General features: G+C 57.4%; 15 protein-coding genes and 1 tRNA gene. 13 read left to right on the forward strand and 3 right to left on the reverse strand.

What is annotated here, in order from left to right:
• Positions 1–8: 8 nt before the first annotated feature.
• The 5 genes from F8B91_RS16460 to F8B91_RS16480 all read left to right on the forward strand — a co-directional run bounded on the left by F8B91_RS16460 (position 9) and on the right by F8B91_RS16480 (position 5,064).
• Positions 9–1,073 (forward strand): substrate-binding domain-containing protein, encoded by a 1,065-nt coding sequence (locus F8B91_RS16460; protein ID WP_246715307.1) that lies wholly within the window; start codon positions 9–11, stop codon positions 1,071–1,073.
• Positions 1,074–1,140: 67 nt separating this feature from the next.
• Positions 1,141–2,091 carry an ABC transporter permease gene (locus F8B91_RS16465; RefSeq protein ID WP_196504924.1) on the forward strand — a complete coding sequence of 317 codons (951 nt, stop codon included), beginning with the start codon at positions 1,141–1,143 and terminating at the stop codon, positions 2,089–2,091.
• Positions 2,092–2,101: 10 nt separating this feature from the next.
• Positions 2,102–3,307, forward strand: a complete 1,206-nt coding sequence (locus F8B91_RS16470; RefSeq protein WP_196504925.1) for an alanine racemase — start codon at positions 2,102–2,104, stop codon at positions 3,305–3,307.
• 9 nt (positions 3,308–3,316) lie between these two features.
• On the forward strand, positions 3,317–4,054 hold the full coding sequence (locus F8B91_RS16475) for an ATP-binding cassette domain-containing protein (protein WP_196504926.1): 738 nt from the start codon (positions 3,317–3,319) through the stop codon (positions 4,052–4,054).
• Positions 4,055–4,077: 23 nt separating this feature from the next.
• Entirely contained in the window at positions 4,078–5,064 is a 987-nt protein-coding gene (locus F8B91_RS16480; RefSeq protein ID WP_196504927.1) for an SIS domain-containing protein, read from the forward strand.
• A gap of 374 nt (positions 5,065–5,438) precedes the next feature.
• Here the strand turns inward: F8B91_RS16480 and F8B91_RS16485 are convergent.
• Together F8B91_RS16485 and F8B91_RS16490 are read right to left on the reverse strand one after the other, a co-directional pair.
• Positions 5,439–5,514, reverse strand: a tRNA-Ala gene (locus tag F8B91_RS16485).
• A gap of 142 nt (positions 5,515–5,656) precedes the next feature.
• Positions 5,657–6,079, reverse strand: a complete 423-nt coding sequence (locus tag F8B91_RS16490; RefSeq protein WP_196504928.1) for a TIGR02300 family protein — start codon at positions 6,077–6,079, stop codon at positions 5,657–5,659.
• A 147-nt stretch (positions 6,080–6,226) separates the two neighbouring features.
• On the opposite strand from F8B91_RS16490, the gene aroA reads away from it, so the two are divergent.
• Together aroA and cmk are read left to right on the forward strand one after the other, a co-directional pair.
• Complete coding sequence (gene aroA, locus F8B91_RS16495; protein WP_196504929.1) at positions 6,227–7,567, forward strand: 3-phosphoshikimate 1-carboxyvinyltransferase; 1,341 nt, start codon at positions 6,227–6,229, stop codon at positions 7,565–7,567.
• On the forward strand, positions 7,564–8,169 hold the full coding sequence (cmk, locus tag F8B91_RS16500; RefSeq protein ID WP_196504930.1) for a (d)CMP kinase: 606 nt from the start codon (positions 7,564–7,566) through the stop codon (positions 8,167–8,169). Before aroA ends, cmk begins: the two co-directional genes overlap by 4 nt.
• Here the strand turns inward: cmk and F8B91_RS16505 are convergent.
• Positions 8,166–9,335, reverse strand: a complete 1,170-nt coding sequence (locus tag F8B91_RS16505) for an LptF/LptG family permease (protein WP_196504931.1) — start codon at positions 9,333–9,335, stop codon at positions 8,166–8,168. The genes cmk and F8B91_RS16505 overlap by 4 nt on opposite strands.
• Positions 9,336–9,635: 300 nt before the next feature.
• Here F8B91_RS16505 and F8B91_RS16510 point away from each other — a divergent pair, with 300 nt between their 5' ends.
• The 6 genes from F8B91_RS16510 (at position 9,636) to F8B91_RS16535 (ending at position 18,558) form a co-directional block, all read left to right on the forward strand.
• Positions 9,636–11,129, forward strand: coding sequence for a glycosyltransferase (locus F8B91_RS16510; RefSeq protein ID WP_196504932.1), 1,494 nt, complete (start codon positions 9,636–9,638; stop codon positions 11,127–11,129).
• The gene (locus tag F8B91_RS16515; RefSeq protein WP_196504933.1) at positions 11,122–12,087 is read left to right on the forward strand and encodes a DUF6492 family protein; all 966 of its coding nucleotides are present in this window, start codon (positions 11,122–11,124) and stop codon (positions 12,085–12,087) included. Before F8B91_RS16510 ends, F8B91_RS16515 begins: the two co-directional genes overlap by 8 nt.
• The gene (locus F8B91_RS16520; protein ID WP_196504934.1) at positions 12,080–13,798 is read left to right on the forward strand and encodes an ATP-binding cassette domain-containing protein; all 1,719 of its coding nucleotides are present in this window, start codon (positions 12,080–12,082) and stop codon (positions 13,796–13,798) included. Before F8B91_RS16515 ends, F8B91_RS16520 begins: the two co-directional genes overlap by 8 nt.
• 656 nt (positions 13,799–14,454) lie before the next feature.
• The gene (locus F8B91_RS16525; RefSeq protein ID WP_432432047.1) at positions 14,455–16,386 is read left to right on the forward strand and encodes an ATP-binding protein; all 1,932 of its coding nucleotides are present in this window, start codon (positions 14,455–14,457) and stop codon (positions 16,384–16,386) included.
• Between the two features lie 5 nt (positions 16,387–16,391).
• Positions 16,392–17,861, forward strand: a complete 1,470-nt coding sequence (gene tsaE / locus F8B91_RS16530) for a tRNA (adenosine(37)-N6)-threonylcarbamoyltransferase complex ATPase subunit type 1 TsaE (RefSeq protein ID WP_196504936.1) — start codon at positions 16,392–16,394, stop codon at positions 17,859–17,861.
• On the forward strand, positions 17,851–18,558 hold the full coding sequence (locus F8B91_RS16535) for a nucleotidyltransferase family protein (protein ID WP_246715308.1): 708 nt from the start codon (positions 17,851–17,853) through the stop codon (positions 18,556–18,558). Before tsaE ends, F8B91_RS16535 begins: the two co-directional genes overlap by 11 nt.
• Positions 18,559–18,561 lie beyond the last annotated feature (3 nt).

An 18,561-nucleotide genomic window follows, 5' to 3' on the forward strand; every position in this document is an offset into this window, starting at 1 on the left:
AGGTTATCATGATGAAACTCTTGTACTCGGCGGTTCTAGCCGCTGCCGCCTTCTTTGCCACCCAAGCCTGGGCCGACGCCCCCGAGTCGATCGGCCCGGGCGGTGCCAAGGCCACGCCTGCCGCATCGGTGACGATATCTGCAGAAGACGCGGCCAAGATCAAGTCCGGCAATTACACTGCAGCCTTCTCCTGGCATGAGCTATATGATTGGAGCAACGCGGTCTCGCAGGGTGCCAAGGATGAGTTCGCTCGTCTCGGCATCAAGGTGGTGGCGGAAACAAATGCCTCTTTCGACGCATCGCGCCAAAAGGCAGATGTGGAAACCATTATGGCGCTCAAGCCCTCGTTGCTGATCAGCCTTCCCGCCGATCCGGCAGTAGGCAAGGCGACTTATTCAGCGCTTCAGGGTTCCAAAACCAAGTTGGTATTCATCGACAATGCAGCCGATGGGTTCACATACGGCCACGACTATGTGAGCCTCGTTACTTCTGATCGCGCCATCATCGGCCAGAAGACGGCCGAAGCTTTGGCCAAGGCGATGAACGGCAAAGGCAAAGTCGGTTACATTTTTCACGATGCAGATTTTCCGGTCACCAACCAACGCGATCAGGCTTTCCTGTGGAACTTGAAGGAAAAATATCCGGACATGGAAGTGGTCGCCAAGGCTGGCATGACTGATCCGGCCAAGGCCGAGGAAATTGCCCATGCCATGCTTACACAGCACCCAGAAATCCAGGGTATCTATACCCCGTGGGCCGAACCGGCACTGGGCGTGCTCTCCGCACTCAAGCAACTCGGCCGCAATGACGTAAGAGTTGTTACCATCGACCTCAACGAGCCGGCAGCTCTTGACATGATGAAGGGTGGCAGCATTGCTGGCATGGTCGCGGACCAAGCCTATGATATCGGTGTCACTGCGGCACGTGCTGGTGCCTTGAGCCTGCTTGGCAAAGAAGCGCCGCCGTTCTTGGTGGTCGGTGCTGACATTGTCGCAAAGGATAACGTGGCCCAAGGCTGGCAAGCCTCACTGCACCGCGATCCACCCAAATCGGTGCTCGAAGCCGCCAAATGAGACTTCGTCGCCGCGCCTGCAGTTCGGTGGGCGCGGACTCCATTCACCACTTGCCTCAGGATCTCCCATGATGTTCGGCACTTTCACCAAAAGTCAGTTGCAGGGCCTGATCGTATATGCCGGTTTTGTTCTGATCTTTGCTTTCTTCGCGGTCACGCTGTCAGGCAGCGGGTTTCTGACTGCACAGAACTTGTCAAATATCGTTCTGCAAACCGCACCCGCCACGGTCATGGCCGTGGGCCTCGTCTTTGTGCTGGCTGCAGGTGAGATCGATCTGTCTTTCGGCGCAATCGTGGCGCTCGCATCTCTAGTGGGAGCGATCACCATGCGTCTTTCCGAGAGCTGGATTTTGGGTGTTCTCGCCGGGCTTGCGACAGGTGCTGCGGCAGGCGCAATCAATGGCCTGATGGTCGCTTACGTGCGCCTGCCATCATTCCTGGTTACCCTCGCCACCATGGGCATCATCGCAGGGGCTGCGCGCGAGATCAGCAATCTCCAATCCATTCCTGTAATGAGTGACACATTCATCGGCATCTTCGGTGGTGGAACGTTGATGGGAGTGCCCTCGCTGATCATTTGGACCGTTGCTGCAACGGCGATTGGCCATGTCGTCCTACGCCACACCCGATTTGGCGCGCATGTTCTTGCCGTGGGCGACAATGCCCGGGCAGCACTGGTTTCTGGCATCAAGGTGGCGCGTCTGCGCGTCTACGTCATGATGCTTTCCGGCATTCTTGGTGCGCTGGGCGGGCTGCTTTACGCCGGCCGTCTGCAAGCCGCGCGTTATACTCTGGGTGAAACTGACTTGATGACCGTGATTGCAGCGGTGATCGTCGGCGGCACCGCGCTTAATGGCGGCCGCGCCACGATTGTCGGCGCACTTGTCGGCTCATTGATGATGGGCATGCTCTCGAATGGCCTCATTCTGATGGGCCTGTCTGTATCCTGGCAGATGATTGTCAAGGGCATCATTGTTCTGTGCGCCGTGGCCGTTTCACTCCGTCAACCCAGGCTTTGAAGGGGAAATCATGTTTCTCGATGTCATCCGCCGCCGGAACCCCCATTTCATAACGGCCGCCCAAAAGCTCCATCAGGAAGGCCTGATTCCGTCCAACACCTATATGCTCGATCTTGATGCCATCGAGTCCAATGCGCGTGTGTTCAAGGCCGAGGCCGACAAGCTGAACCTCAAGGTTTTCGCAATGACCAAGCAGGTAAGTCGCAATTCCGGCTTTGTTTCGGCAGTGATGCGCGGCGGAATTGAGAGGGCCGTCGCTGTTGACATGGCCTGTGCCTTGGCCTGCCATCGCGCGGGGTTGAAGATTGGCCATCTTGGTCATCTCGTGCAAATTCCTAAAGCCGAAGCAGCTGCAGCCGCCACAATGAAGCCGGATTACTGGACGGTTTTCTCATTACAGAAGGCCGAAGAAGCCGCGGCGGCATCCAGGACCACTGGCCGTGAGCAGGAGCTGCTTCTGCGCGTACAGACCGCAGGCGACACGTTCTATCGCGGTCATGAAGGTGGCTTTGCTGCCGAGCAAACGGTGGACGCAGCGGCACAAGTTTCGAAAATCAAAGGTTCCCGCTTTGCCGGGATCACCACTTTCCCTGCGCAGCTCTATGACAACGCCACGCGGAAAATCAAACACACCCCCAACCTCACCACGCTGGCTCGCACCGCCGAAGCGCTGCGCAAAGCTGGTTATGAGCATATTGAAATCAACGCACCGGGTACGACTTCTACCGTCACGCTGAAAGCTCTCGCTGAAGCTGGTGCCACCCAAGTGGAACCTGGCAACGGCCTGCATGGTACCACGCCGCTTCATGCGGTTGAGGATCTGCCTGAGTTGCCTGCAGTCCTCTATGTGACCGAAGTTTCGCACCAATATGGCGATCTCGCTTACTGTTTTGGCGGCGGCCTTTACATTGACCCGGTTTTTCCTGACTACGATGTGAAGGCACTCGTCTCGTCAGCGCCTACAACCGACGGCGATTCACTGCGTTCTGTTGAAGTACCAGTTCCCTCTGCCATCGATTACTACGGCATGATCAAGACGAGGCCGAACGATAATTTTAAGTCCGGGGATACGGTGGTTTTTGGTTTCCGGGGCCAGGCCTTTGTCACGCGTGCCAATGTGGCAGCGGTGTCGGGTATCGCCAGCGGCAACCCCAAAGTCGTCTGTATTGAGGACTGTTTCGGTCAAACCGTGGCGTGGCCGCCACGCGTGGCATGAGGTGAAAAGATGGATACGCCTGTTCTGCAACTCAAGAACATTCACAAATCTTTTGGTGGTGTAACCGCCATTCAGGATTTCAGCCTTGACTTGAAAGCCGGCGAAGTCGTCGCACTCGTTGGCGACAATGGCGCTGGCAAGTCCACGCTTATCAAGATCATCTCAGGCGTTCACGGGCCTACCTCCGGTGAAATCTTGCTTGATGGTGCGCCGGCCAGCTTTCCCGATGCGTCGGTGGCGCGCGAACGCGGCATTGAGGTCGTGTATCAGGATCTGGCACTGGCTGATCAGCAACCTGTTTATATGAATCTATTTTTGGGCAGAGAGCCTGTTAAAGGCCCCCTCCGCCTTATTGACCGGGGCCGCATGATTGCTGAGACGGAAAAGTTGGTGAAGGAACTTGACGTACGCATTCCCTCCGCAAAAGTAACGATCCGTGATCTTTCTGGAGGCCAGCGCCAGGGTGTTGCCATTGCCCGTGCCACCCATTGGGCCAGAAAGCTTGTGCTTCTTGATGAGCCTACAGCTGCACTAGGCGTTGCCGAAACGGCGCGTGTGGAGTCGACAATTCAAGCTTTGAAAGCCAGAAATCTCGCCATCCTTATCATTAGTCACAGTCTTGATCAGGTCTTTCGCCTATCCGACCGAATTTGTGTTTTGCGCCGCGGCCAGCAGATTGGCGTGAGGAAAACCTCTGACACCAACAAGAATGAAATCGTGGCGATGATCACCGGGGTGTCGGAGTGATCGCTAATCACCCAGGCGCACGCATGCGCGCCGAGATCGATGAGATTCCTGATGTCATTGAAAGGCAGCTCCGAGAGCACAGCCAGCACTATGCAGAACTCGGTAAAGCCTGGCGCGAAAGTCCACCGGTCTTCTTCGTCACCTGCGCGCGCGGCACATCAGATCACGCTGCGTTGTTCTTCAAATATTTGACTGAGATCGCAACGGGAATCCCGGTCGCAAGCCTTGGTCCATCATTAGGCTCGCTCTACAAGCCGGAGCTTCGGTTGAAGGGATCGCAGATGCTGGCCATCTCCCAGTCTGGGGCCAGTCCTGATCTCGTGGCCCTGGCTCAAGCCGGAAGGCGGGGCGGTGCCGCTGTTGTGACCCTGCTTAACGTTGTTCCAAGCCCGCTTTCTGAAGCGGCTGATAGGGTTCTAAACGTCGCCGCTGGTCCAGAGTGCGCGGTGGCAGCCACCAAATCCTTTTTGGCAACTCTTACTGCTCTTTGTGCCATTCATGCCGCACATACTGAAGATACAAAGCTGCTGGACGATCTAAAGAAACTGCCACCTTTGTTGTATTCGATTTTGAAGGACAGCGGACCTGTGCTTGACGAAGTCGTGCAGTCGCGCAATGTCGTTTGTCTTGGTCGAGGTTTGACCTTGAGTGTGGCATTGGAAGCTGCATTGAAGCTCAAGGAAACCTGCCTTGTAGCCGCCGAAGGCATGAGTATCGCTGAATTCAGTCACGGTCCGATGGCGCTGGCCCGCCCTGGCCTGACAGCTTTGGTTTTTGCTGGAAATGATGAGAGTAAAATGCGTGCGGACGAAACTGCCGCCCGCATTGCGGCTAGTGGCGCCACTATCCGAACTTTTTGCGTCGGTAAGAAAGCAGCGGCTTTGCATCCTGCCGTGCAGCCAGTTCTCCAAATTATGGCCTTTTACGATCTCGTTCAGAAACTTTCCTTGGATTTGGGCCTCGATCCTGATAGTCCGCCGCATCTTTCCAAAGCTACGCTCACCGTCTGAGCTTTCCTGCTTCAATTTTTGCCTGCGTCATTCCTTTAAACAGTGCAGCACGATTGGATTTTGAATCTGGCGTCTTGAAAGTGGCGAACTCCGTTTTTGAGGAATATTTTAGATCGCAATGTGGAGCGAGTTCAGCATCATTTTGGGTGTGTCGAACCCGTCTCTTGGGTGTGACGAACCCGTCTGTGAACTTCATGACAGAGCCATTTGGGAAAATTTTAAACGAGGCCTGAGACTAGGCCCCATATCGGCGCCACTAAAGCCTATCTGAGTCTCTGCAGAGACCGAAAACTGCCTAATGCCTCCCGCTAACCGTTTAAGATTGCAGGATGATTTCGAGCGATGTAGGAATTTAGGACTAGCGTAGGAATGAATGGTGGAGCCAGGCGGGATCGAACCGCCGACCTCTTGCATGCCATGCAAGCGCTCTCCCAGCTGAGCTATGACCCCGTTATTCAGGAAATGGGGTTTGGGCAGCGGGGCCGCCCAAACGCGATTGGTGATCTAGTAGGCCAAGGGGCCAGTGGCAAGCAGATTTTTCCGGGCCCCTTTTAACCAATTCGGGGTCGAAGTCTGCCGGCCAACAAAGAGCTTATTGCTCCTCGTCGTCTTCCTTGCCGCCGCCTTCGACGAGGTCGCCCATATTGCCGTCATCTTCTTCTTCGACGAGGAACGTATCATCTTCATCATCGTTCTTGTCGTCGTCATTGTCTTCACCAAGATCAACGTCTTCGATGCCGGCGGTTTCGTCATCGCCCTTTTCTTCGGCTTCTGCATCTTCGAGGCTGACCAGCTCAACGCCATCGGTCTCTTGATCTTCGCCTTCTTCCTTTTCACGCGGCTTGGGGGCCACCTGCTGGGCCATGCCCGGCAGCTCGGTCTTGGATGGCAGGATCTGCAGCGCCATGAAGCTGGTGCCGCATTTCGGGCAGGTAATCGGTTCTTTCAGAAGATCGTAAAAGCGGGTTGCGCAATTGGGGCATGTCCGCTTGGTTCCAAGCTCAGGCTTAACCACGTCGGTTCCTTTCAAGAGAGAAAAATGAGGGTGATGGCGGCGCTCATGCCACGGGTGGAGGGGAATGTCAAAACCCGAAAAAACGGGCCAAGTGAGGTGACAAGTGGGCGTGACAGGACGGCGGCGCTTGTGTATCGGAAATGGATCATGAGCCACCCAACTTCAAGCCCCCTCCAGTCCAGCACCGCCAAAGCCCTCAAGGGCCGCATCAAGGTACCGGGCGATAAATCCATGTCGCACCGTTCGTTGATGTTCGGGGCCATTGCTCAGGGCCAAACCAAGGTTTCGGGCCTGCTGGAGGCTGAAGACGTGCTGAACACCGCCAATGTTATGGCCGCACTGGGCGCCAAGGTCGAACGGCAGGCAGATGGCAGTTGGCTGATCGAAGGCGTGGGTATCGGCGGTTTGAAATCGCCCAAGGGCGATCTCGATTTTGGCAATGCCGGCACCGGTGCACGCCTCGCCATGGGCCTGATGGCCTCAACGCCGCTCGTCGCACGCTGCGTGGGCGATGCCTCGCTGTCCAAGCGCCCGATGGGCCGCGTGACCACACCGCTCTCGCAATTCGGCACCGTTTTTGAAACCGCAGAAGGTGGCCGCTTGCCGCTCACTTTGCATGGCGCAGCCAATGCCAAGCCCGTCACCTACACACTGCCCATGGCCTCGGCGCAGGTGAAATCTGCCGTGCTGCTGGCCGGCATCAACACCAAGGGCATCACGACGGTGATCGAGCCTGTGGCCACGCGAGATCATACCGAACGCATGCTCAAGGCCTTTGGTGCGAAGCTCGAAGTGAAGGAAGTAGGCAGCGCGCGCCACATCTCGATTGAAGGCGGCCATGAGCTCAAAGGCCAGGTCATCGCCGTGCCGGGCGATCCATCCTCCGCCGCCTTCCCCATGGTGGCCGCACTCATCACGCCGGGTTCCGACATTGTGATTGAAAACATCATGCTGAACCCAACGCGCACCGGCCTCATCGATACCCTCATCGAAATGGGTGGTAACATCACGATTGAAAACCGCAGGCTGGCCGGCGGCGAGGAAGTGGGCGATCTTCATGTGAAGGCATCATTGCTGAAAGGCATCACCGTGCCGGAAGACCGCGCACCTTCGATGATTGATGAATATCCCATTCTTGCGATCGCCGCGTCTTTCGCCAAGGGCACCACGCGCATGCAGGGCCTAGAAGAATTGCGCGTCAAGGAAAGTGATCGTCTCGCCGCAGTGGAAGCCGGCCTCAATATCAATGGCGTCAAGACTTCATCCGGTAAGGATTGGCTGGAAGTGCAGGGCGGCACCGCAAAAGGTGGCGGCGTGGTTGTCACCCATATGGACCACCGCATTGGCATGTCGTTTCTGGTGATGGGCCTGGCCGCGCCTCAACCTACAGGCATTGATGATGGTGCCTTCATCGCCACCAGCTTTCCGGGCTTCACTGAATTGCTGAACGGCCTGGGCGCCGCCATCAGCGCCGGAAGCCCCAAGTGATCATCGCCATCGATGGCCCATCGGCCTCGGGCAAGGGCACGCTGGGGCGCGCTCTGGCCCACAAGCTCGGCTATCATTACCTCGACACGGGAGCACTGTACCGGATGGTCGGGCTCTCCGTGCAGCGGCGCGGGCTTGATCCCACGGACCAAGAATCCGCTGCAGCCATTGCCGCCAGCCTCGATCCATCCAGCTTTCAGGATTCCGAATTGCGCGGCGAAGGCGTGGGGTCTTATGCCTCGAAGATTGCAGCCTTGCCCAAAGTGCGCGCCGCCTTGCTGAAATTGCAGCGCGACTTTGCCCAGAAAAAACCTGGCACTGTGCTGGACGGGCGCGACATCGGCACGGTCGTCTGCCCCGATGCGGATTTCAAATTCTTTGTCACCGCGTCGGTCGAGGCGCGCGCCGGCCGCCGCCTGCGCGAACATCCCACCTCAGATCTTGCCGCCATCACCGCCGACATAAAGGCCCGCGATGAGCGCGACAGCAACCGTGCTGTTGCGCCCTTGAAACCGGCAGAGGATTCGATCCTGATCGATAATTCAGAACTTACTCCGGATGAAGCGCTGCAGGCGGTATTAGGCGCAATCGAACTCTATTAGCGCGCGGTATTAAACCCGGGCTTGAGCGACAATGCTCTGAAACGCCAGAACACATAGGCTGTGAGCACCAGGAATGGCACCCACACGGTCAGCCACACCGGCACTTCGCCCTTCCGCGCCATCTCGGTGCCAAGCCCCAGAAACTGGTGAAAGCCCAGAATGGTCAGCAGCCCCAGCAGAAAGCGGAACGGGCCGGGATTACGCCGTGGCTCCACCACAAACAGCACGGCAATGAACGGAATCACCAGAATATAAAGCAGCTGCACGATGCGGTAATTGAATTCCGCCACAATGGCAGATTTCTTGATGTAGGGAGCGAATTCCGGCACCGGCGATCGCATGCTCGCCAATTCAGGAAAAGTCATTTCCCATTCCGAATTGCCGCGCTTGCGGAAATTGCTTGTATCAATGGCTTCCACCGGGCCCTTGGCCTGCGAAGAAGCCGAGGCATTATAGGCATCCGGCAACACCCGGCCAATGGCATCTTTTCCAATCACTACCTGCAACATGCGCACATCAGACACATCGTAATATTGTTTGGGATCATCCGGCACGATCACCAGATGCCCCTTGGCTCCCCCAGTGGCGATGGTTTTTCCATCCGGATAGGTTTCGAAAACAAAAATCTTCCCGAAACTATTGCTCTTGGGAGTGATGTTGTCGATCAAAACGGTCTTGTTGTTGCTCGTTACAAACAGGTCTCCACCTTCCGGCAGAAGGCTCACGAATTTCTGCACCTGATGCACAAAGGCGCCACTGTTATAAAGCGAGATCGGCTGCAGCCAGCCCAAGATGAAGAAATCGCAAATCACTACCAGCACAGCCATCACCACCACCGGCCGCATCAACCGGTGCAGGCTGTAACCCAGCGCATGCAGCGCGTCGAGCTCGCGGTTCTGCGCCAATCTTGCAATGCCCAGCATCATGCCAACGGCGAGAGCCATTTGCAGGGCCAGGCCGGAATAGAGCGCAAGCCACTGGCCCATATAAGTAAAAATGAGAGCAAAAAATTTGTCTTGGTGGATGGCAAGCCCCAGTCCCAGGCGGAAGCGCACGCATTCCAGAATGACGACGACGAAAATGAAAATATTGCGCATCGGTGTGGAGATCACCGACAGCACATAACGGTCAACGCGTGTGAAAATTCCGGAAGTGAATATCGCCATGGCCAAGCCGTGCTTTTACGCGCGGTCCGCAAAGATTGACAAGTGTGCCGCGTATTAAAAAGACGAAAACACAGCCCGCCCAAAACGCAATTTCACCCCGGCGGAATGACCTCATTCCGGCCGCAGCCGCGCAAGCCTGTGTTTACAGTCTTGAGAGTTGATTTCAACTGCAATCTCCGCCCGGGAAACTATGCTAATTTGACACTGCGCTGCCCAATTTGTAAGGGGCAGGCTGAACCAGATTGAAGGGCCCTGCCTTATACGGCAAGATGGCTCCTTGAGTTTTTAGGACCACGGCATTTGTTAGCACTGCAAATCATCATTGGAGCAGTCGGGATCGTTTCGGGCGCAGTAATCCTGGTCTTCGCGCTGGCGCAGGCCTGGCTTGCATTCCGTTATACCCGCGCCAAAGCCCAAGGCCACGCTTCGCAGGTGGAGCCAGCGCCCTGGAGCGGCAAACTGCCAACCGTTCTGCTTCAGCTTCCGATTTATAATGAGCGCTACGTGGTGGAGCGTCTGCTGCGCTGCATGGCCCAGATGGACTATCCTAAGGATAAGCTGACCATTCAGCTGCTGGATGATTCCAATGACGAGACGACGGCGATTGCCGCCCGCGTCATTGCTGAACTCACCAAGCAGGGCATCCATATCGAACATGTGCGGCGTCCTGACCGCAAGGGCTTCAAAGCTGGCGCGCTCGATTATGGCCTGAAGCTCGACAATTCCGAATTCATTGCCATCTTTGATGCCGACTTCCTGCCGCATCCTGACTTTGTAAAGAGGGTGGTGGCCTATTTTGCTGATTCCAATGTCGGCATGGTGCAGACCAGGTGGGAACATCTGAACGCCGACTATTCGCTCATTACCCGCATGATGGCCTTTGCCATCGACAACCACTTCTCGGTTGAGCATGGCGGGCGCCAGGCCTCCGACAGTTTCATCAATTTCAATGGCACCGGCGGCATGTGGCGCAGGAAGACCATTGAAGATGCCGGCGGCTGGAAGAGCGACACACTGACCGAAGATCTGGACTTGAGCTTCCGTTCGCAGATCAAGGGCTGGAAATTTATCTTTGCCGAAAGCATCACTACACCGTCAGAATTGCCGGTGCAGATGAGTGCCGTGCGCAGCCAGCAGTTCCGCTGGACCAAGGGTGCCGCAGAAACCGGCCGCAAGACTCTGAACAATTTGTGGAACTCCAATGCTGCGTTTTCCACCAAGATTGTCGGCTCCTTCCACATGCTCAACAGTTTCATTTTCTTGTTCCTGCTATGCTTCGGCCTGTCTGCGGCGGCTCTCCCCTTCTTGGGCTTGGCGGATTTTGCCAGTGTTGCAACCATACTCAACACTCTCATTGGTTTGACGATGGTGGCCACCGTCTTCACCTTCTACACGTCGCAACGCAGTGGTGATTTTGGCTGGACCGGCAAGAGCCCGCTGAATCTGCTCTATACAACGATCACCTTCATGGCGATGGCCACTGGCTTGTGCATTCATTTGACGCGTGCGGTGCTGCAGGGGTTGATCGGGCAGGCCACGCCTTTCGTGCGCACGCCCAAACTCAACATCATGTCGAATGAGGGCGAGATCAAAACCAAGCAGGCTTATAATATCCGGCGCGTGCCCATCGTGGTTTTTTTGGAAACCGCGCTGGCCATTATGTTTGTGGGCCTGATCATTCTCGGCCTCACCTATGAGCACCACGCCATCGCCTTCACGGGTGTCTATGCGTTCTACGCCATCGGCTTTTCGGTCGTGTCGCTGCTGAGCTGGCGGGAAGCTTCGCATGCCTGAAGCGCCTGAGGGCGGAAAAGGCTCTGGCGTCAGCTGGGGCGTTGTAACACCCAGCTATGCCGGCGATTATGAGCGCTGCCTTCTGCTCTGCCGCAGCATGGATGAATTCCTCGATGGCAATTGGCACCACTATGTCATCGTGGACAAGCCGCATTTCGAAATGTTCAAGCACCTGGCCAGCGAGAGGCGCAGCGTCTGGCTGACAGAGGACGTGGTGCCGGTGAAGATGCATCTGATCCTCACTTTGCCTTTCCTCGGCGGACGCAGCGTGTGGTGGTCGCGCGAGACCGGCCTGTCGATCGGCTGGCACATGCAGCAGATGGTGAAGATCGGCATGGCGGCCAAGGTCACCCATCAGGGCCTGGCCTATCTCGATTCCGATGTTTTCTTCCTGCGGCCCTATCACACTGATCAGATGGTGCGGAATGGCCGCTTGCGGTTTTACCAGCACCCGCCACGTCTGAAGATAGATGACATGCGTAATCCCAAATTCGCCCGCACCAGCCTGAAGATGCTGGGCTTGGCCGATACTGGTGCTTATAACGGTTATGTCGATAACTTTGTCACCTGGCACCGTCAGGAAGTGCTCGACATGTGCGCGCATCTGGCGGCGCGTTATGGCGGCTCATGGTACCGCGCCTTCCGCAACCGCATCCAGCTCTCTGAATACATGCTCTATGGGCTCTATGTGGATGAAGTGGATCATAACCGCGATGAGCGCCTCTATCCAGATGCCGTCCAGATGTGCACCACCATCTGGGATGACAAGAAACTGGTCGTGACCGACATTGAAAACTTTTGCCGCAAACTGGAGCCCTACGAAGTGGCCATCGGTGTCCAGTCTTTCCTGGGTGTGAGCGTGAAACAGCTGGAATCGGAATTCGAGCGCGCCCAGGCGCTGTATGGCAAGGGCACGCAACATCCGCCGGCCAGATATTCAGGCGAAAAAGGTGCTTAGGCGCGTCCTTTCGATTTATTGGAGCGCCCCCGGCGGGAGGCCACTTCTCGTAACCCTGCTGATGCTGCTGGCCTCGACGGCCGATCTGTTCAGCATGGGCGCCATCGTGCCCTTGGTGGCACAGATCACCGCCGATGGTGGCCAGGACAAATCCTATGTCGCACGCTTCATCGGCACCTTCATGCAAACGCTCGGCATCAATCCCAGCTTTGACCATCTGCTGATTTTCATTGGCCTTGGCATGGTCGTGAAGTCACTCATCCAGCTCGTTTCACTCAGCTTTGTCGGCGTTGCCGTGGCCGATGTGACCACTGGCATCCGCACCCGCATGCTGGACGCCATGGTCCATGCCAATTGGGCCTATTTCACCGATCACAAGCCCGGCGAAGTGGCCTCGCAGATTTCGGCCCAGTCCGGCCAAGCCGGCCAGGCCTATCAGCAGGCCACGGTGTTCGTCACCAATGTCGCCTCCAGCCTGGGCTTGGTGACGGCTGCGGTGCTGATCTCGCCGCAGCTGATGGTGCTCACCATTTTGGCACTCATTCTCGTGATCCTGCCGCTCAATGCCATTGTCCGCATCGCTGACCGTGTCAGCCAGCAACAATTCACATCCACCAACGCTCTCAACACCGAGCTTGAGGATGTGGTGAACAACATGAAGCCGCTCAAATCCATGGGCCGCCAGGAAAGCTTCATCGAGAATTTCGGCGATCATATCCTACGCCTGCGCAAGACGCTCATTCAGGTTGTGGTTAGCCGCCAGGCCAGCTTCAACCTGCAGGACATCATCTCCACCTTCCTGCTGCTGGGCGGCGTCTGGCTGGCGGTCAGCGTGATGAAGGTGCCGCTGTCGCAATTCCTGGTCTTCGGCATCGTGTTCTTCCAGATCATCGATGTGATGAAGCGCGTGCAGCAATCCTTTCAGGATGCCGTCGTCGCGGCAGCCACTTATCACGGCGTGATGGAAACCATCCACCGCGGTGAAGCCGAAGAGGAAATTGACCAGGGCACCATTGAGCCCACACTGAACACCAGGCTTCATCTCGATGATGTCAGCTTCGCCTACGGCCCCAAATCCATCCTCTCGCATATCAATGCGGAAGTGCCCGCCGGCAAGATTACAGTTCTGGTCGGCCCCTCGGGCGCTGGCAAAACAACTTTTCTGGACCTGATCATCGGCTTCAACCGGCCCACCAAAGGCCGCATCCTGATTGACAAGACCGATCTCAAAGACATCAGGCTGCAATCCTGGCGCCGCCAGATCGGCTATGTGCCGCAGGAGCTCACCTTGCTCAGAGGCTCGGTGGCCGACAATATCGCGCTGGGCGACCGGCGCATTTCCGATGCTGATATTCTCGCCGCCCTGAAGCTGGCCGGTGGTCTGGAATTCGTGCAGGCTTTGCCCAAGGGCATCCACAACGATATCGGCACGATGGGCGCCAAGCTCTCTGGCGGCCAGCGCCAGCGCATCTCGCTGGCCAGAGCCTTGGTGCATAAGCCGAAACTTCTGCTGCTCGATGAAGTCACCAGCGCGCTGGATGACCAGACCGAGCAGGAAATCTGCCGCAATATCCAGTCACTGTCAGGCACGCTCACCATCCTGGCCATCACCCACCGCCCGGCCTGGAAAAACATTGCCGACCGCATCTACAAGATCCAGCAAGGCAAAGCGGTGCTCGATAAGGTGCCGGCGCGCCGCAAACGCGCCTAATCCGCTTTCCACCCAAAACCCGGATTCACGAAGCGCAAGCTTACGTCTATAGCTTGAGCCATGGGTTGTCGCGGGTGATTCGGATTGCCTGGCGACGGGTGGGTTTAAGAAATTTGGACAACGATATTGCGAGACTTTTGCGCATGAGTGCGGGTGTGGGAGCCTTGCTCACTGCTGGCCTCTTGCCTGTGCCGGCATCGGCCTCGGCAATGGCGGCACTGTCGGTCGGCAGCTTCTCTGCGACAGGCTGGGCCTGCCTTGCCATCGGCGGGCTGGGCCTGGCCTCAGCCATCGTCATGCGCTTCCGCAACCGCACCAGCGACATCGCCTTGGCCGCAGCCCGGCAAAGATTGGGCGAGGCCGAATACCTGCTGAACCAGGCAGAAGCGGCACTGAATTCCGAATCGCAGATCCTGCTCACCTGGCCTACCAATGCGCCAAAACCCGAACGCATGATCGGCGTGCTGCACGGCCTGGCGGAACTGCCGGAAAGCATCGATGGCGTAATGAATTTCGCCGCCTGGCTGGAGCGTGATTCCGCCGCCCGCCTCACCCAGGAAATTGCTTCCCTGCGTGACAAAGGCAGCGCCTTTAATTTCGGCGTCAAAACCCTGCAGGGTGATCTGTTCGAGGCCGATGGCCGCGCCGCCGGCACCATGGCCACTTTGCGTTTCAGGCCGCTGACTGGCCAGCGCCTGGAAAACAGCGAAACGCTTTATGATGCGCACAAGCTGGCCCGCCAAGTGCAGCGCCTCAGCGCCATTCTTGATTCAGCTCCGTTTCCGATCTGGCTGGCCGACCGCAGGGGTCAGTTGAGCTGGATCAACAAAGCCTATGTCGATGCCGCCGAAGCCGGCCCCATGGAACAGGTGCTGAAGAAGAATTTTTCGCTGGCGCGTCCCGATGCGATGGATCGCAGCAAAGCCGAAAAGAAGCAGCATCTTCTGGGCCGTGCCCGCCTGATCAGCGGCGGCAATGCCCGTGCCCTCAATTTCCATGAAATGCCGGCGGAAGATGGCGTGATCGGCTTTGCGCTGGATGTGACAGCGCTGGAGGAAACCGAGAAAGAACTGGACCGCCACATCAAGGCGCATGCCTCCACCCTCAACAAGCTCTCCACCGCGATAGCCATTTACGGGCCGGATCAGCGCCTGCGCTTCTTCAATCAATCCTATGCCCAGCTCTGGCAATTGGATGAGCGTTTCCTCAGCGGCCAACCCACTGACGGCGAAGTGCTGGACAAGATGCGCGCCATGCGCCTTCTGCCTGAGCAGGCCAATTACCGCGAATGGCGCGCCAAGCAATTGCAGGCCTATTCCAAGATCGAGCCACGCGAAGACTATTGGTATCTGCCGGACGGCCGCAGCTTGCGCGTCATCGCTGAACAGCATCCTTTCGGCGGGGTGAGCTATCTCTACGAAAACCTCACCAAGGAATATCAGCTCGAGAGCAAATATAATGAGCTGTTCGAAGTGCAGCGCGAAACGCTCGATAATCTGGCTGAGGCCGTGGCGCTCTCCGGGCCTGATGGCCGCCTGCGTCTCTTCAATCCGGCCTTCCTGCGCTTCTGGTCATTGGATCAGGCCTTCCTTGAGAAGAAGCCGCATGTGAATGAGCTCGCACAGCTGCCGGGCCTCTCGGCGGATAGCAAGTCGGCATGGGCAGACATCAAGTTCAGCGTCACGGGCCTTGATGCCAAGCGTAAGGAACATGATGGCCGCATCGAGCAGGATGACCGCGTGCTGCGTTACCGCGCCGTGCCGCTGCCTGATGGCAACGCGCTGCTCACCTTCTCGGATATTTCAGATTCAGTGCGCATTGAACGCGCACTGCGTGACCGTGCCGAAGCTCTGGAGGCGGCGGACAAGCTGAAGAATACCATCCTCAGCAACGTGTCCTACGAAGTGCGAACCCCGCTCAACAGCATTATCGGTTTTTCCGAAGCGCTAGATCTCAAGATGCTGGGCGATCTCACGCCGAAACAGGCTGAATATGTTGGTGCCATCCGCCAATCGTCCGAACATCTGAAGACCACCATTGATGCCATCATCGATCTCTCCGCTATCGATGCGGGTCAGATGGAATTGAAACTGGCGAAGCTGGATGTTACCGAGCTTCTGGAAAAAACCGCAGAGAAATTTGTGCCCACTTTGGAAAAGCGCAAGCTTGATATCTCCATCGAAGTGGGCGCTGATGTGTCAACCGTAATGGGCGATGCCGCACGTCTCGAACAAGTGTTGGCCAATCTTCTCTCCAACGCGGCGGGCTTCTCATCCGCCGGTGGCCAGATCAAGATGGGTGCCCGCAAGAAGGGCGACTCTGTGCAGATCTGGGTGGCCGATTCTGGCCGAGGCATTGATCCTGAATTCCAGCCCAAGGTTTTCGAGCGCTTCCAGTCCAAGCCCTTGCCCGGCAGCCACCGCGGCCCGGGCCTTGGCCTTGCGCTGGTCAAGAGCTTCACCGAGTTGCATGGTGGTAAGGTCTCGCTAGTCTCCAAGCTGGATCAGGGGACCACGGTGGTCTGCACCATCCCGATTGCCGGGCCGGTGCGCCAGGCGCGGCCGCAGCTCAAATCCACCGCTGCGTGAGCGGCATGATCTTTGCGTCGGCCTCGCCGCAAGACACCGAAAACTTCGCCCGCACACTGGCACTCTATGCAAGGCCCGGCATGGTGTTGCTGCTGGAGGGTGATTTGGGTGCCGGCAAATCCACCTTCGCCCGCGCCTTCATCCGCGCCCTGGCAGGCGGCACGGAAGATTTCGATATTCCCAGCCCCACATTTTCGCTGGTGCAAATCTACGACAACACGCGCGTTCTAGTCGCCCATGTTGATCTCTACCGCCTGAGTGCCGATGCTGAAGCAGATGAACTCGGTCTGGATGAATTGTCGGCCAGTCACCTGTTGCTCATCGAATGGCCGCGCGCCGCGCAGAAATCCATTTCACCAGATACGTTGCATCTGCAATTTTCCGGCAGTGGTGAAACGCGTACCATCAAGCTCACGCCGCAGGGCCTGTGGCAGAAAATCCTCACACGCAACGCGGCGCTAGAAAGATTCCTCACCTCCAGCGGAATCGATCCGCAAACCCGACACTTCTTCGAAGGTGATGCCTCTGCCCGTCGTTATGAGAAGGTGAAGCAAGGTGATGAAACGCGCCTGCTGATGGACATGCCGCCGCGCGTCGATGGTCCGAATGTTAAAGACGGCAAACCCTATGCGGTGATCGCCCATTCAGCCGAAGGCCTGCACAATGTCATCGCCGTGAACGAACAGCTCAGCGCCATGGGCTATGGCGCACCGAAAATCTTCGCGCATGATCTCACCCATGGCTTTGCACTCGTGGAAGATCTCGGCAGCCGCGTGTACCGCGACATGATGCGCAGCGGCGAAAACATGGATGAACCCATGAACGCCGCCATCGCCGTTCTGGCCGATATCGCCCAGCGCCCTTGGCCGCAAACCCTGCCGCCTTACGACATCGAAGCACAGCTGATCGAAGTCGATCTGCTGCCGGTCTGGTTTCACAAGCATGTACATAAATCGGAACCACCGCAGGCATTGCGCGACTCCTTCGAAACCATCTGGCGCAAGCTGCTGCCCGAAACCCAGATTGCAAATCCCGTCTGGGTCCTACGCGATTATCATTCTCCCAATCTGATTTGGCTGCCGGAACGCCAAGGCCTCAGCCGTGTGGGCCTCATCGATACGCAAGACGCCTTGCTGGGCCACCCCGCCTACGATCTCGCTTCGCTGCTGCAGGATGCCCGCACCGATATTGATTTTGACTGGGCCGATAAGCTCTACGCCCATTACCTCAGCCTGCGCCCGGGTCTCGATCAGGATGAATTTGCCCGCGGCTATGCCATCCTCGGCGCCCAGCGCGCCAGCAAGATCCTGGGTATTTTTGCACGGTTGAACTTCCGTGATGGCAAGCCGCATTATCTGCAGCACATGCCCCGCGTCTCGCGCTACCTCGCCCGCAACTTGCAACATCCGGTGTTGCATGAACTCAAAGCGTGGTACGAAACCCACATGCCGGAAGCCCTGCACATTGGCCACTAAACCCTCGACTGCCATGATCCTCGCTGCGGGCCTTGGGCTTCGCATGCGCCCGCTCACCCTCACCACGCCGAAGCCCCTGCTCATGGTAGCGGGCAAGCCGATCATCGATTACGGCGTGGACAAACTCGTCGCCGCAGGCGTCACCCGCGCACTGGTCAACAAGCATTACCTGCCCGACCAGATCGAAACCTGGGCGCATTCCGTCACCAGCCTCAAGATGGAAGTCTCGGATGAAACCGATGCCGTGCTCGAAACCGGCGGTGGCATCGTGCGCGCACTTCCCCGCCTCGGCGCTAATCCCTTCTATGTCCTGAACTCGGATTGCTTCTGGACAGAGCAGGGCACTCCAGCCTTGCAGCGTCTCTCCGAAGCCTGGGATGACGCCGCGATGGATTGCCTTCTGCTCCTCTGCGATCCGCGCCAAACCACCGGCTATGACGGCGCAGGCGATTTCGCGCTCGACTCCGCAGGCCGCCTCACCCGCCAAAAGCAGAATGCATTGGCCTATATTGGTGGCTATATAGTGCATCCCCGCCTTTTCGCGGGCACCAGCCCAGGCAAGTTTTCGATGAACATTCTGTGGGACAAGGCCATTGCTGAAGGACGCCTGTTCGGCATTGCCCATGCCGGGCATTGGCTCCATGTCGGCACCCCGGATGCCATCGACGCCGCCGAGGCCTATCTGAAACAGGCCTGATCC

It is taken from the genome of Aestuariivirga litoralis, from assembly GCF_015714715.1.
In the GTDB taxonomy this organism is placed as follows: domain Bacteria; phylum Pseudomonadota; class Alphaproteobacteria; order Rhizobiales; family Aestuariivirgaceae; genus Aestuariivirga; species Aestuariivirga litoralis_A.

What these genes read in the sequence shown, in the direction of transcription:
- F8B91_RS16460 (WP_246715307.1), top strand. Translation starts at nt 9, where the DNA reads ATGATGAAACTCTTGTACTCGGCGGTTCTAGCCGCTGCCGCCTTCTTT.
- F8B91_RS16465 (WP_196504924.1), top strand. Translation starts at nt 1,141, where the DNA reads ATGATGTTCGGCACTTTCACCAAAAGTCAGTTGCAGGGCCTGATCGTA.
- F8B91_RS16470 (WP_196504925.1), top strand. Translation starts at nt 2,102, where the DNA reads ATGTTTCTCGATGTCATCCGCCGCCGGAACCCCCATTTCATAACGGCC.
- F8B91_RS16475 (WP_196504926.1), top strand. Translation starts at nt 3,317, where the DNA reads ATGGATACGCCTGTTCTGCAACTCAAGAACATTCACAAATCTTTTGGT.
- F8B91_RS16480 (WP_196504927.1), top strand. Translation starts at nt 4,078, where the DNA reads ATGCGCGCCGAGATCGATGAGATTCCTGATGTCATTGAAAGGCAGCTC.
- aroA (WP_196504929.1), top strand. Translation starts at nt 6,227, where the DNA reads ATGAGCCACCCAACTTCAAGCCCCCTCCAGTCCAGCACCGCCAAAGCC.
- F8B91_RS16505 (WP_196504931.1), bottom strand. Translation starts at nt 9,335, where the DNA reads ATGGCGATATTCACTTCCGGAATTTTCACACGCGTTGACCGTTATGTG.
- F8B91_RS16515 (WP_196504933.1), top strand. Translation starts at nt 11,122, where the DNA reads ATGCCTGAAGCGCCTGAGGGCGGAAAAGGCTCTGGCGTCAGCTGGGGC.
- F8B91_RS16525 (WP_432432047.1), top strand. Translation starts at nt 14,455, where the DNA reads ATGGCCACTTTGCGTTTCAGGCCGCTGACTGGCCAGCGCCTGGAAAAC.
- tsaE (WP_196504936.1), top strand. Translation starts at nt 16,392, where the DNA reads ATGATCTTTGCGTCGGCCTCGCCGCAAGACACCGAAAACTTCGCCCGC.